Annotated in this window: 1 protein-coding gene; it reads left to right on the top strand. The window is 52.7% G+C overall.

The window, feature by feature from the left end:
• The first annotated feature begins 1,089 nt into the window (after positions 1-1,089).
• Positions 1,090-15,492: a MucBP domain-containing protein gene (locus DKL56_RS07310; RefSeq protein ID WP_162542520.1), complete on the top strand. Its 14,403-nt coding sequence runs from the start codon at positions 1,090-1,092 to the stop codon at positions 15,490-15,492.
• Positions 15,493-15,590 lie beyond the last annotated feature (98 nt).

Genomic DNA, 15,590 nt, shown 5'->3' with positions numbered 1-15,590 from the left:
TATTTCCACATTATATATTTATGTATGTAAAAATCAAGATAACAGTAAAAGGAAAAATTTCGATAATTTGATAACAAATTACAAAAGAAGCTCTTGATATCTCTGCAAAAATAACAAGCAATTATATATTATAGGTTGGTAAAATTATGTTTAGTAAGAACTTTAAAATTTTAAATAAACTGACTTGAAAGAATAGTTAGGCGAAAAATCACGGTAAAAAGGAAAACTATTATTTTGAAAAATTTTTCAAAAACAGTGATTTTCTGCTGTTTTTTAATGGAAGCTTAATACTTGTAAACTGAAAGGATAATTCAGAGCATTATATTAAAAATGGAGCAGTGGATTTGAAATTTAGAGTATAAAAGAGAATCGTATTGATTCGCTTTTTCATATCGTTTAATAACTAACTCAATTTCTTTCCCTTACGACTATTACGCTCCTATCAAACCTTCAAATATTGATAAGAAACCTAATCCTAGAAGAGCCAATTGCGAACTTTTGTTTTACACCCGTTTGTGGCAAACTCCGGCTTGCAGTGCTTAAAGCTGCGTTCTTTGCTTGTGATTTATAAGTTGTTAGGAGAGCTATCTTTGAACTAGTAACAACTGAGTTGCTCTTTTGCTAGCTGTATTTGCAGCATTGTCTGCTTTAATACCAGCAATGGCAGATTCGTTTAGAGCGTACTGGTGCTTTTGACTGCGAAATGCAAAATACTTTTAGTTAATATTAAAATTTGCATCATACCATTGCCTATATAGCAGAAGACTGTTCCGAAAAACTCAGGAGCAGAGTAGTTTTATTACTATTAATTAATAAATTTCGAAAATAACTAGTTACTATTATATTTAGATGTTATACTTTAACTGTATGCACAGAGCATCTCTTGCCATAATTACACATTAAGAGACTAATTTGGCGTCATGCTTGTTTTTTTATTAATAAGTATGAAAAATTTGATATATATTAAAAAGTCCTTCACTTTCTTTTTTAGTGAAGAATAGATTGTGTTTGGCTAATTGTTCACATAGTTGTTTAAACTGAGCGTACAAAAGTTACTGACAAATCAATAGCATAGGTAAAGGTATAATTATGAAAAAAACTAGTGATTTCAAAAGTAAAATTTTGCTGAGCACCTCAGCATCCATCTTACTTGGATTAATTCTCTCTAATCCTCGGTTAGCTAAAGCGGATAGTTTATCCACTGACCAAGATAACCAGTCTGATTCTCCTGCTACGCGCACAGTAAAGCCTAATAAGGCTGGGAAAAATACCATAAGGAAGTCTGATCAACGTAATCGGCCTAATTCTCCTGCTACGCGTACAGTAAATCTTAATAAAGCTGGGAAAAATACTGCAAGGGAGACTGATCAAAATAAGCAGCTTAATTCTTCTGCTACGCGCACAGTAAACCCTAATGAAGCTGGAAAAATTGCCGCAAGGGAGACTGATCAAAATAATCAGCCTAATTCTTCTGCGACTCCTGATACTCGCTCAATGAGCCCTGATGAAGTTGAAGAAAATAACGCAGTTAATACCGCTGACTCACAAATTGGTTCGACAGGCACCAGAGATACTGTCTCACAAGCTACTTCAGCCAGAACTGATACCGCCCAATCAGTATCCCCGCGTGAATCCAATGTGGTTACAGGTCAACTCTTTTTGGGTGGGGGGTCTAAGTACTACCCCAAAAGTGAACTTCAAGCCTCCTATAATTTCGAAACGGACGAGCTAACTATTTTTGGGGGGACATATTGTGATCCTAAAGTCTATACCACCGGTGTTAGCTATTATACTATTGCTGAAGGTTCTATTTGGGTCAAGACTCCTTGGGGCAATTATAATACGTACGAGCTTAAGAATACCAAAAAAATCAAAATAGTAGGCAAAATTAGTCCTGGATTAGAAATTTTTGATATATACTCTTTTGGTAGTCTGTTTGCTGACCTCACGGACCTAACAGAAATTGAGGGACTCGATAACCTTGACACAACAAATAGAACCAGATTTGATAGGATGTTTGCGGGATGTAGTAGTTTAACTACAATTAATCTTGATGAACTCGACACTTCAAATGTAACCAGCATAGAAAGTATGTTTGCGGTTTGTAGTAGTTTAACTAGTTTTGATCTGAACTCATTTGATACTTCTCGGGTCGAGAATATGTCGGGGCTGTTTTCCGGCTGTAGCGGTTTGACTAATCTCGATCTAAGCTCACTTAATACTTCACAAGTTACAGACATGTCTTATATGTTTGAAGATTGTACAAGTCTAACCCAACTGGATTTATCGAACTTTGATACGTATAAGACAACAGATTTAAGTTGTATGTTCGCGGGTGCGACAAGCCTAGTTGACGTAAATGTATCAAGTTTTACCTTCAATCTCAAAGAACAGATTAGTATGGAGCATATGTTTGAAGATTGTAGTAGCTTAGTTAATTTAGACTTGAGCAACTTTAAAACTCATAGGTCAGCTGAAGTTGAAGGTATGTTTCAGAACTGTACAAGTTTAAAAACTTTGAATATTAAGAATCTTGATCTAGGTTGTCTGTTTTTTGATGACATGTTTAAAGGAGTCAATAATCTAGAAGTTCTTGTTCTTGGTCATAGAACGCCCCTAATGAACGTGCAAGAATTAGAAGATTTAGAAAACTATGATCCTAACGATGACTGGGTACCAGGAGCTGGACTGAATATTCCTGGTATTTGGGCCAATGTTGGTAAAGGCACAATCGAAAATCCTGAAGCATCTACTCGCTGGACTTCCTTTGAACTTATGAAAAATCGCGCATGGTTTGAAGAAGATATTGAAGCTGGTCTAGATGAGGATCCCGATCCCGATGATCCTGATTATGATCCTGACTATAATCCTCTCGATGATTACGACCTTAACCCTGACTTGCCTGCCGAGACCTATGTTCGTGTGTGGGGGAAACCTGTAACTATTCACTATCAAGACGAAAACGGCAATGCTATCAAAGAAGATGATGTTCATCCTGGTCATGTCGGTGAAAATTTCTCTTTTTCCGCTGCTAAAATTCCTGGCTATGAATTAAAAGCAGATAGCCAGAGCACCGTTACTGGGCAGTATACCTATAATGAGCAAACAATAACTTTTGTCTATTCAAAAATAGAGGGCTGGGTCGATTCAGAAGGCTCGGACGGTTCGGATAGTTCCAACGGCTCAGACGGCTCGGACAGCTCAGATGGTTCGGATGGCTCCAGTAGCTCCGACGGCTCAGATGGATCTGACAGCTCGGATAGTTCGGATAGCTCCGACGGCTCAGATGGTTCGGACAGTTCGGATGGATCTGACAGCTCCGATGGTTCTGACAGTTCAGATGGCTCAGACAGTTCAGATGGTTCAGACGGCTCAGACGGCTCAGATGGTTCCGACGGTTCCGATGGCTCGGACAGTTCCGATGGCTCGGACGGTTCCGACAGCTCAGATGGCTCCGACGGCTCCGACGGTTCCGACAGCTCGGATGGTTCGGACAGCTCAGATGGCTCCGACGGTTCCGACAGTTCAGACGGATCTGACAGCTCAGATGGCTCGGACAGTTCGGATGGTTCCGACGGTTCCGATGGCTCGGACGGTTCCGACAGCTCAGATGGCTCCGACGGTTCCGACAGCTCGGATGGTTCCGACGGTTCCGACAGTTCAGACGGATCTGACAGTTCAGATGGCTCCGACGGTTCCGACAGTTCAGACGGATCTGACAGCTCAGATAGTTCCGACGGTTCCGACGGATCTGACAGCTCAGATGGCTCCGATGGTTCAGACGGTTCCGACGGCTCAGATGGTTCGGACAGTTCCGACGGCTCAGATGGCTCCGACGGTTCCGACAGCTCCGATGGTTCAGATGGTTCAGACGGATCTGACAGCTCAGATAGTTCAGACGGTTCCGACAGCTCAGATGGCTCAGATAGTTCCGACAGTTCCGATGGTTCCGACGGCTCGGACAGCTCCGATGGTTCAGACGGTTCCGACGGCTCAGATGGTTCTGACAGCTCCGACGGCTCAGATGGTTCAGACAGTTCAGACAGTTCCGACGGATCTGACAGCTCCGATGGCTCCGACAGTTCCGATGGTTCCGATGGTTCCGACGGCTCGGACAGCTCAGATGGTTCCGACAGTTCCGACGGATCTGACAGTTCAGATGGATCTGACAGCTCAGATGGTTCCGATGGTTCCGACAGTTCCGACGGCTCAGATGGTTCCGACAGCTCAGACGGCTCCGACGGTTCCGACGGCTCCGACGGCTCCGACGGCTCGGATGGTTCAGACAGCTCCGACGGTTCCGATGGATCCGATGGTTCCGACAGTTCAGACGGCTCAGACAGCTCAGATGGTTCCGACGGATCAGATGGCTCGGACAGTTCAGATGGCTCGGACGGTTCCGACAGCTCAGATGGCTCCGACGGCTCCGACGGTTCCGACAGCTCGGATGGTTCGGACAGCTCAGACAGCTCAGATGGCTCGGACGGTTCCGACAGTTCAGACGGATCTGACAGCTCAGATGGCTCGGACAGTTCGGATGGTTCCGACGGTTCCGATGGCTCGGACGGTTCCGACAGCTCAGATGGCTCCAACGGTTCCGACAGCTCGGATGGTTCCGACGGTTCCGACAGTTCCGATGGCTCGGACGGTTCCGACGGATCTGACAGCTCAGATGGCTCAGATGGTTCCGACGGTTCAGACGGCTCAGATGGTTCCGACAGTTCAGATGGTTCAGACGGCTCGGACAGCTCCGATGGTTCAGACGGCTCAGACAGCTCAGATGGCTCCGACGGTTCAGACGGCTCAGACGGCTCGGACAGCTCCGATGGTTCCGACGGCTCCGATAGTTCAGATGGCTCTGACAGCTCAGACGGTTCCGATGGCTCAGACGGCTCAGATGGATCTGATGGTTCTGACAGCTCGGATGGTTCCGACGGTTCAGACGGATCTGACAGTTCAGACGGATCTGACAGCTCAGATGGCTCAGACGGCTCAGACGGTTCCGACGGATCTGACAGCTCAGATGGATCAGACGGCTCCGACGGTTCCGACGGATCTGATGGCTCAGATGGCTCCGACAGCTCAGATGGTTCAGACAGCTCCGACGGTTCTGATGGTTCAGACGGTTCTGATGGATCAGACAGTTCAGATGGTTCCGACGGCTCAGATGGTTCAGATGGCTCCGACAGCTCCGATGGCTCCGACAGTTCAGATGGTTCCGACAGCTCCGACAGTTCAGACGGCTCAGACAGCTCAGATGGCTCTGACAGCTCAGACGGCTCAGACAGCTCAGATGGCTCCGATGGTTCAGACGGTTCCGACGGCTCAGATGGCTCCGACGGATCAGATGGCTCAGATAGTTCAGACGGCTCAGACAGCTCAGACAGCTCAGATGGTTCAGATGGCTCCGATGGTTCCGACAGCTCCGATGGCTCAGACAGTTCAGATGGTTCCGACAGCTCAGATGGCTCCGACGGTTCCGACGGCTCCGACAGCTCAGATGGCTCTGACAGCTCAGACGGTTCCGACGGCTCAGACAGCTCAGATGGCTCAGATGGTTCAGACGGTTCCGACGGATCAGATGGCTCCGATGGTTCAGACAGTTCAGACGGCTCAGACAGCTCCGACGGTTCGGATGGTTCCGACAGCTCAGATGGCTCCGATGGTTCCGACAGCTCAGATGGATCTGATGGTTCCGACGGCTCCGACGGCTCCGACGGATCTGACAGCTCAGATGGCTCGGATGGTTCCGACAGCTCAGATGGCTCCGACAGTTCAGACGGCTCAGATGGCTCAGATAGTTCCGACGGTTCCGACAGTTCAGACAGCTCCGACGGCTCAGATGGATCAGATGGCTCCGACGGTTCAGATAGTTCAGACGGCTCAGATGGATCAGACAGCTCTGACGGTTCGGATGGTTCAGACGGTTCAGACAGCTCAGATGGTTCCGACGGCTCAGACAGCTCAGATGGCTCCGACGGTTCAGACGGCTCAGACGGCTCGGACAGCTCCGATGGTTCCGACGGCTCCGATAGTTCAGATGGCTCTGACAGCTCAGACGGTTCCGATGGCTCAGACGGCTCAGATGGATCTGATGGTTCTGACAGCTCGGATGGTTCCGACGGTTCCGACGGATCTGACAGTTCAGACGGATCTGACAGTTCAGATGGATCAGACAGCTCAGATGGCTCAGACGGCTCAGACGGTTCCGACGGCTCAGACAGCTCAGATGGATCAGATGGCTCCGACAGTTCCGACGGATCAGACAGCTCCGACGGATCGGATGGTTCAGACAGCTCCGACGGTTCAGACGGTTCAGACGGATCCGATGGTTCCGACAGTTCAGACGGCTCAGACAGCTCAGATGGCTCAGACGGCTCCGACAGTTCCGACGGTTCCGACGGATCTGATGGCTCCGACAGCTCGGATGGTTCCGACGGATCTGATGGTTCTGACAGCTCAGACGGCTCAGATGGTTCAGACGGCTCCGACAGTTCAGATGGTTCCGATGGTTCCGACAGTTCCGACGGATCTGATGGTTCAGACAGCTCAGATGGCTCAGATAGTTCCGACGGTTCCGACAGTTCAGATGGCTCTGACGGCTCAGACAGCTCAGATGGTTCAGACAGCTCCGACGGTTCTGATGGTTCAGACGGTTCTGATGGATCAGACAGTTCCGACGGATCTGACAGCTCAGATGGCTCAGATGGCTCCGACAGTTCCGACGGATCAGACAGCTCCGACGGATCGGATGGTTCAGACAGCTCCGACGGTTCAGACGGTTCAGACGGTTCAGATGGATCCGATGGTTCCGACAGTTCAGACGGCTCAGACAGCTCAGATGGCTCAGACGGCTCCGACAGTTCCGACGGTTCCGACGGATCTGATGGCTCCGACAGCTCGGATGGTTCCGACGGATCTGATGGTTCTGACAGCTCAGATGGTTCCGATGGTTCCGACAGCTCAGACGGCTCAGACAGCTCAGATGGCTCAGACGGCTCCGACAGTTCCGACGGATCTGACAGTTCAGATGGATCTGACGGCTCCGACAGTTCAGATGGTTCCGATGGTTCCGACAGTTCCGACGGATCAGATGGCTCAGATAGTTCCGACGGTTCCGACAGTTCAGACGGCTCAGACAGCTCAGATGGCTCTGACAGCTCAGACGGTTCCGACGGATCAGACAGCTCAGATGGCTCAGATGGTTCAGACGGTTCCGACGGCTCAGATGGATCCGATGGTTCCGACGGATCAGACAGCTCAGATGGCTCCGACGGCTCAGATGGTTCAGATGGCTCCGACGGCTCAGATGGTTCAGACAGCTCCGACGGTTCTGATGGTTCAGACGGTTCTGATGGATCAGACAGTTCAGATGGTTCAGACGGCTCAGATGGTTCCGACGGATCAGACAGTTCCGACGGCTCAGATGGTTCAGACAGCTCAGACGGCTCAGACAGTTCAGATGGCTCAGATGGATCAGACAGCTCAGATGGTTCAGATGGTTCCGACAGCTCAGATGGCTCAGATGGATCAGACAGCTCCGACGGCTCAGACGGATCAGACGGATCAGACGGTTCCGACGGCTCAGACAGCTCAGATGGCTCCGACGGCTCCGATGGTTCAGACGGTTCGGACGGTTCCGACGGATCAGATGGCTCTGACGGTTCAGACAGTTCAGACGGATCAGACGGTTCCGACGGCTCAGACAGCTCAGATGGCTCCGACGGCTCCGACGGTTCTGATGGTTCAGACGGTTCTGATGGATCAGACAGTTCAGATGGTTCCGACGGATCAGACAGTTCCGACGGATCTGACAGCTCAGATGGATCAGATGGCTCCGACAGTTCCGACGGCTCAGACAGCTCCGACGGATCGGATGGTTCAGACAGCTCCGACGGTTCAGACGGTTCAGACGGTTCAGATGGATCCGATGGTTCCGACAGTTCAGACGGCTCAGACAGCTCAGATGGCTCAGACGGCTCCGACAGTTCCGACGGTTCCGACGGATCTGATGGCTCCGACAGCTCGGATGGTTCCGACGGATCTGATGGTTCTGACAGCTCAGATGGTTCCGATGGTTCCGACAGCTCAGACGGTTCCGACGGATCAGACAGCTCAGACGGCTCCGACAGTTCCGACGGTTCCGACGGATCTGACAGTTCAGATGGATCTGACAGCTCCGATGGTTCAGACGGCTCCGACAGTTCCGATGGTTCCGACAGTTCCGACGGATCAGATGGCTCAGATAGTTCCGACGGTTCCGACAGTTCAGACGGCTCAGACAGCTCAGATGGCTCTGACAGCTCAGACGGTTCCGACGGATCAGACAGCTCAGATGGCTCAGATGGTTCAGACGGTTCCGACGGATCAGATGGATCCGATGGTTCCGACGGATCAGACAGCTCAGATGGCTCCGACGGCTCAGATGGTTCAGACAGCTCCGACGGTTCTGATGGTTCAGACGGTTCTGATGGATCAGACAGTTCAGATGGTTCAGACGGCTCAGATGGTTCAGACGGATCAGACAGTTCCGACGGCTCAGATGGTTCAGACAGCTCAGACGGCTCAGACAGTTCAGATGGCTCAGATGGATCAGACAGCTCAGATGGTTCAGATGGTTCCGACGGCTCAGATGGCTCAGATGGATCAGACAGCTCCGACGGCTCAGACGGATCAGACGGTTCCGACGGCTCAGACAGCTCAGATGGCTCCGACGGCTCCGATGGTTCAGACGGTTCGGACGGTTCAGACGGATCAGATGGCTCTGACGGTTCAGACAGTTCAGACGGATCAGACGGTTCCGACGGCTCAGACAGCTCAGATGGCTCCGACGGCTCCGACGGCTCAGATGGTTCAGACAGCTCCGACGGTTCAGACGGCTCAGATGGCTCCGACGGCTCAGACAGCTCAGATGGCTCTGACGGTTCAGACAGTTCAGACGGCTCCGACGGTTCCGACGGCTCAGACAGCTCAGATGGCTCCGACGGCTCAGATGGCTCAGATGGATCAGACAGTTCAGACAGTTCAGACGGCTCAGATGGTTCAGACGGATCGGATGGTTCAGACAGTTCAGACGGATCAGATGGTTCAGACGGTTCGGACGGATCAGACAGTTCAGACGGCTCCGACAGCTCCGACGGCTCAGATGGCTCCGACGGCTCTGACGGTTCCGATGGCTCAGATGGTTCTGATGGCTCAGACAGTTCAGACGGCTCTGACGGTTCCGATGGCTCAGACAGTTCAGATGGTTCTGACGGCTCAGATGGCTCTGACAGCTCAGATGGCTCCGACGGCTCCGACAGCTCCGACAGCTCAGATGGATCAGACGGTTCCGACGGCTCCGACAGCTCCGACAGCTCAGATGGATCAGACGGTTCCGACGGCTCTGACAGCTCAGATGGCTCCGACGGATCAGATGGTTCAGACAGCTCAGACGGTTCTGATGGTTCAGACGGTTCGGACGGGTCAGACAGCTCAGATGGCTCTGACAGCTCAGACGGTTCAGACGGATCAGACGGTTCAGATGGCTCCGACGGATCGGATGGTTCAGATAGTTCAGACGGCTCAGATGGCTCCGACGGTTCAGACGGCTCCGACAGCTCAGATGGCTCTGACGGTTCAGACAGTTCAGACGGCTCCGACGGCTCCGACAGCTCAGATGGCTCTGACGGTTCAGACAGTTCAGACGGATCAGACGGTTCCGACGGCTCAGACAGCTCAGATGGCTCCGACGGCTCCGATGGTTCAGACGGTTCGGACGGTTCAGACGGATCAGATGGCTCTGACGGTTCAGACAGTTCAGACGGATCAGATGGTTCCGACAGCTCCGACAGCTCCGACGGTTCCGATGGTTCAGACGGCTCAGATGGCTCTGACGGTTCAGACAGTTCAGACGGATCAGACGGTTCCGACGGCTCAGACAGCTCAGATGGCTCCGACAGCTCAGATGGCTCCGACGGCTCCGACGGCTCAGATGGTTCAGACAGCTCCGACGGTTCAGACGGCTCAGATGGCTCCGACGGCTCAGACAGCTCAGATGGCTCTGACGGTTCAGACAGTTCAGACGGCTCCGACGGTTCCGACGGCTCAGACAGCTCAGATGGCTCCGACGGCTCAGATGGATCAGATGGATCAGACAGTTCAGACAGTTCAGACGGCTCAGATGGTTCAGACAGTTCAGACGGTTCGGACGGATCAGACAGTTCCGACGGCTCCGACAGCTCCGACGGCTCAGATGGCTCCGACGGCTCTGACGGTTCCGATGGCTCAGACAGTTCAGACGGCTCTGACGGTTCCGATGGCTCAGACAGTTCAGATGGTTCTGACGGCTCAGATGGCTCTGACAGCTCAGATGGATCAGACGGCTCCGACAGCTCCGACAGCTCAGATGGATCAGACGGTTCCGACGGCTCCGACAGCTCCGACAGCTCAGATGGATCAGACGGTTCCGACGGCTCTGACAGCTCAGATGGCTCCGACGGATCAGATGGTTCAGACAGCTCAGACGGTTCTGATGGTTCAGACGGTTCGGACGGGTCAGACAGCTCAGATGGCTCTGACAGCTCAGACGGTTCAGACGGCTCAGACGGTTCAGATGGATCAGACGGATCGGATGGTTCAGATAGTTCAGACGGCTCAGATGGCTCCGACGGTTCAGACGGCTCCGACAGCTCAGATGGCTCTGACGGTTCAGACAGTTCCGACGGCTCCGACGGCTCCGACAGCTCAGATGGCTCTGACGGTTCAGACAGTTCAGACGGATCAGACGGTTCCGACGGCTCAGACAGCTCAGATGGATCAGATGGTTCCGACGGTTCCGACGGCTCAGATGGATCTGATGGTTCCGACGGCTCAGATGGTTCCGACGGCTCCGACAGCTCAGATGGATCTGATGGTTCCGACAGCTCCGACAGCTCCGACAGCTCAGATGGTTCCGACGGTTCCGATGGCTCAGATGGCTCAGACGGCTCAGATGGTTCTGATGGCTCAGACAGTTCAGACGGTTCAGACGGCTCAGATGGTTCAGACAGTTCAGACGGTTCCGATGGCTCAGATGGCTCAGACAGCTCAGATGGTTCTGATGGCTCAGACAGTTCAGACGGTTCCGATGGCTCAGATGGTTCCGACGGCTCAGATGGATCAGACAGCTCAGACGGCTCTGACAGTTCAGATGGCTCAGATGGATCAGACAGCTCCGACGGATCAGACGGCTCCGACGGCTCGGACGGTTCCGACGGCTCAGATGGATCTGACGGTTCCGACGGCTCAGATGGATCAGACGGCTCAGACAGCTCCGACGGTTCCGACGGTTCGGACGGATCAGACAGCTCCGATGGTTCAGACGGTTCAGATGGCTCAGATGGCTCAGATGGATCAGACGGCTCAGATGGATCTGACAGCTCAGATGGTTCTGATGGCTCAGACAGTTCAGATGGTTCCGACGGCTCAGACAGTTCAGATGGCTCAGATGGATCAGACGGCTCAGATGGATCTGACAGCTCAGATGGTTCTGATGGCTCAGACAGTTCAGATGGTTCCGACGGCTCAGATGGATCAGACAGCTCAGACGGCTCAGACAGTTCCGATGGATCAGATGGCTCAGACAGCTCAGATGGTTCAGACGGCTCAGACGGTTCAGATGGCTCAGACAGTTCAGACGGTTCCGATGGCTCAGATGGCTCCGACGGCTCAGATGGATCTGACAGCTCAGATGGCTCAGACAGTTCAGATGGTTCGGACGGCTCAGATGGATCCGACGGCTCAGATGGTTCCGATGGTTCCGACGGCTCTGACGGTTCCGATGGCTCAGATGGTTCTGACAGCTCAGATGGTTCTGATGGCTCAGACAGTTCCGACGGTTCTGACAGCTCAGATGGCTCAGACAGCTCAGATGGTTCCGACGGCTCTGACGGTTCCGATGGCTCAGACGGCTCAGACGGCTCAGACGGTTCCGACAGTTCAGATGGCTCAGATGGTTCAGACGGTTCCGACGGTTCCGATGGATCTGACGGCTCCGGCAGCTCAGACGGTTCGGATGGTTCCGACGATTCAGATGGATCTGACAGCTCAGACGGTTCGGATGGATCTGATGGTTCAGACGGATCAGACGGTTCAGATGGCTCAGATGGATCAGACAGTTCCGACGGCTCAGACAGCTCAGATGGCTCAGATGGCTCAGACAGCTCAGATGGTTCAGACGGCTCTGACGGTTCCGATGGCTCAGACGGCTCAGACGGTTCAGACGGCTCTGACGGTTCCGATGGCTCAGACAGTTCAGATGGTTCAGACAGCTCAGATGGCTCAGACGGCTCAGATGGTTCTGACGGCTCAGATGGCTCAGATGGCTCAGACAGCTCCGACGGTTCCGACAGCTCAGATGGTTCTGACAGCTCAGATGGATCAGACAGCTCAGATGGTTCAGACGGTTCCGACAGTTCAGACGGCTCAGACAGTTCAGATGGTTCCGACGGTTCCGACAGTTCCGACGGCTCAGACGGCTCAGACGGTTCCGATGGCTCAGACGGCTCCGACGGTTCGGATGGTTCAGATGGCTCCGACGGTTCGGATGGTTCAGATGGCTCAGACAGCTCCGACGGTTCAGATGGATCTGATGGTTCAGACGGATCGGATGGCTCAGATGGATCCGATGGTTCCGACAGTTCCGACGGATCAGACAGCTCCGACGGTTCCGATGGCTCAGACGGATCGGATGGTTCCGACGGATCGGATGGCTCGGATGGCTCAGATGGCTCCGACAGTTCCGACGGATCAGACAGCTCAGACAGTTCAGACGGTTCCGATGGCTCAGATGGCTCAGACGGCTCAGATGGTTCTGACAGCTCAGATGGTTCAGACGGCTCTGACGGTTCGGATGGTTCCGACGGTTCAGATGGCTCCGACGGCTCAGATGGATCCGACAGTTCCGACGGATCAGACGGTTCAGATGGATCCGATGGTTCAGACGGCTCAGACGGATCAGACGGTTCTGATGGTTCCGACGGCTCAGATGGATCTGATGGTTCCGACGGCTCAGACGGCTCAGATGGCTCTGACAGTTCCGATGGCTCAGATGGCTCCGACGGTTCCGATGGCTCCGACGGCTCAGATGGCTCTGACGGATCGGATGGTTCCGACGGCTCAGATGGTTCTGACAGCTCAGATGGCTCCGACAGCTCCGATGGTTCTGACGGCTCGGACGGTTCCGATGGCTCCGACAGCTCCGATGGCTCTGACGGTTCGGATGGTTCCGACGGATCGGATGGCTCAGATGGTTCAGACGGTTCAGATGGATCCGATGGTTCCGACAGTTCAGACGGCTCAGACAGCTCCGACGGTTCGGATGGTTCCGACGGATCTGACAGCTCCGATGGCTCAGATGGCTCAGATGGCTCAGATGGTTCCGACGGTTCTGACGGTTCAGATGGCTCAGACGGCTCAGATGGCTCTGACAGCTCAGATGGCTCAGATGGTTCCGACAGTTCAGACGGCTCAGATGGCTCCGACGGTTCAGATGGCTCTGACAGCTCAGATGGCTCAGATGGTTCCGACAGTTCAGACGGCTCAGACAGCTCAAACGGCTCCGACAGTTCAGATGGATCCGATGGCTCCGACGGTTCAGACGGCTCAGACGGCTCCGACGGCTCCGACGGTTCCGATGGCTCAGATGGTTCAGACGGCTCAGATGGCTCAGACGGCTCGGATGGTTCAGACGGCTCCGACGGTTCCGATGGCTCAGACGGATCTGACAGCTCAGATGGTTCCGACGGCTCCGACAGTTCAGATGGTTCAGACAGCTCAGATGGCTCCGACAGTTCCGACGGTTCAAATGGCTCCGACGGTTCCGACGGCTCAGATGGCTCCGACGGCTCCGACGGTTCGGACAGCTCAGATGGCTCAGATGGCTCAGATGGTTCCGACAGTTCCGACGGCTCCGACAGCTCAGATGGTTCAAATGGCTCCGACGGCTCCGACAGTTCCGACGGCTCTGACAGCTCAGATGGTTCAAATGGCTCCGACGGTTCCGACGGATCCGATGGTTCAGATGGCTCCGACGGCTCCGACAGCTCAGAAGGCTCAGACAGCTCCGACAGTTCAGATAGCTCTGACAGCTCAGACGGTTCGGACGGATCAGACAGCTCAGATGGATCCGATGGTTCAGACGGTTCAGACAGTTCCGACAGTTCAGATGGCTCCGACGGATCTGACAGCTCCGATGGCTCCGATGGTTCCGACGGATCAGACAGTTCGGACGGATCAGACAGTTCCGACAGCTCAGACAGCTCAGATGGCTCAGACGGCTCAGACAGCTCCGACGGCTCAGATGGCTCCGACGGATCTGACGGATCAGACAGTTCAGATGGCTCAGACAGCTCAGACAGTTCAGATGGTTCCGACAGCTCCGACGGTTCAGATGGCTCAGATGGCTCAGATGGCTCAGACAGCTCAGACGGTTCAGATGGATCTGATGGTTCGGACGGCTCAGATGGTTCGGACGGCTCAGATGGCTCCGACGGTTCAGATGGCTCCGATGGATCTGACAGTTCCGACAGTTCAGACGGCTCAGACAGCTCAGATGGTTCAGACAGTTCAGATGGCTCCGACGGCTCAGACAGTTCGGACGGCTCAGACGGCTCAGACAGCTCAGATGGTTCAGACGGATCTGATGGCTCCGACAGTTCAGACGGTTCCGACGGATCAGACAGCTCAGACAGTTCCGATGGTTCAGATGGCTCAGATGGTTCCGACGGATCTGGCGGTTCAGATGGCTCCGACAGTTCCGACGGATCAGACAGCTCCGACGGATCAGACAGCTCAGATGGTTCCGACAGTTCAGACGGATCAGACAGCTCCGACGGTTCAGATGGATCTGATGGTTCCGACGGATCAGATGGTTCAGACAGTTCGGACGGATCGGATGGTTCGAACAGCTCCGAAGGCTCAAACGGTTCAGACGGCTCAGATGGCTCGAATGGTTCCGAAGGTTCAGACCCAATCGATACGAAACCTAATGTTGACGACAAAATTGATATTGCGGTACAGTATCAAGATGAAAATGGTAATGCACTTACTGCTGATGAAATTTTAAGTGGTAAAATTGGTGATGGTTATGTCACTGCCGCTAAGGAAATTAAAGGTTATGAACTAAAATCCAGACCAAGTAATGCCGTTGGCTTTTTCAGTAGAGATTCGAAGAGCGTCATATATGTCTACAGTAAGGTGAATACTGACTACCAGGAGGATGTTCCTGAAATTGCAACAAATGGTAAGAGTAATCATCAACATCAAAAGACTAGACAGCCTAAGATTACAGAAACCAGTTATCATAAGGTCAATAAATTTGAAGGTAATACGCCAAAAAGTAGTGGAGCTACAGCACAACAATTACCAAAAACTGGTAAAAACAAGACTGCGCAGCTTCTTACAACTGCTTTAGGTTTAATTAGTGCCACTAGTGCGGCCGCTCTGGCTTGGATTAAGCGGAAAAAAGACTAATTACCTTAAGTAACAAATGGCAAATTAAAAACCACTTAGTGTTATAAAGCTAAGTGGTTTTTATCTTGCACAAAAGCACTTGACCAGTTTTAATAAAA

This window comes from Lactobacillus apis, from assembly GCF_003150935.1.
Lineage (GTDB): Bacteria > Bacillota > Bacilli > Lactobacillales > Lactobacillaceae > Lactobacillus > Lactobacillus apis.
Note: the sequence above shows the minus strand (reverse complement) of the source record. Positions and strands in the feature narration are given on the sequence as shown.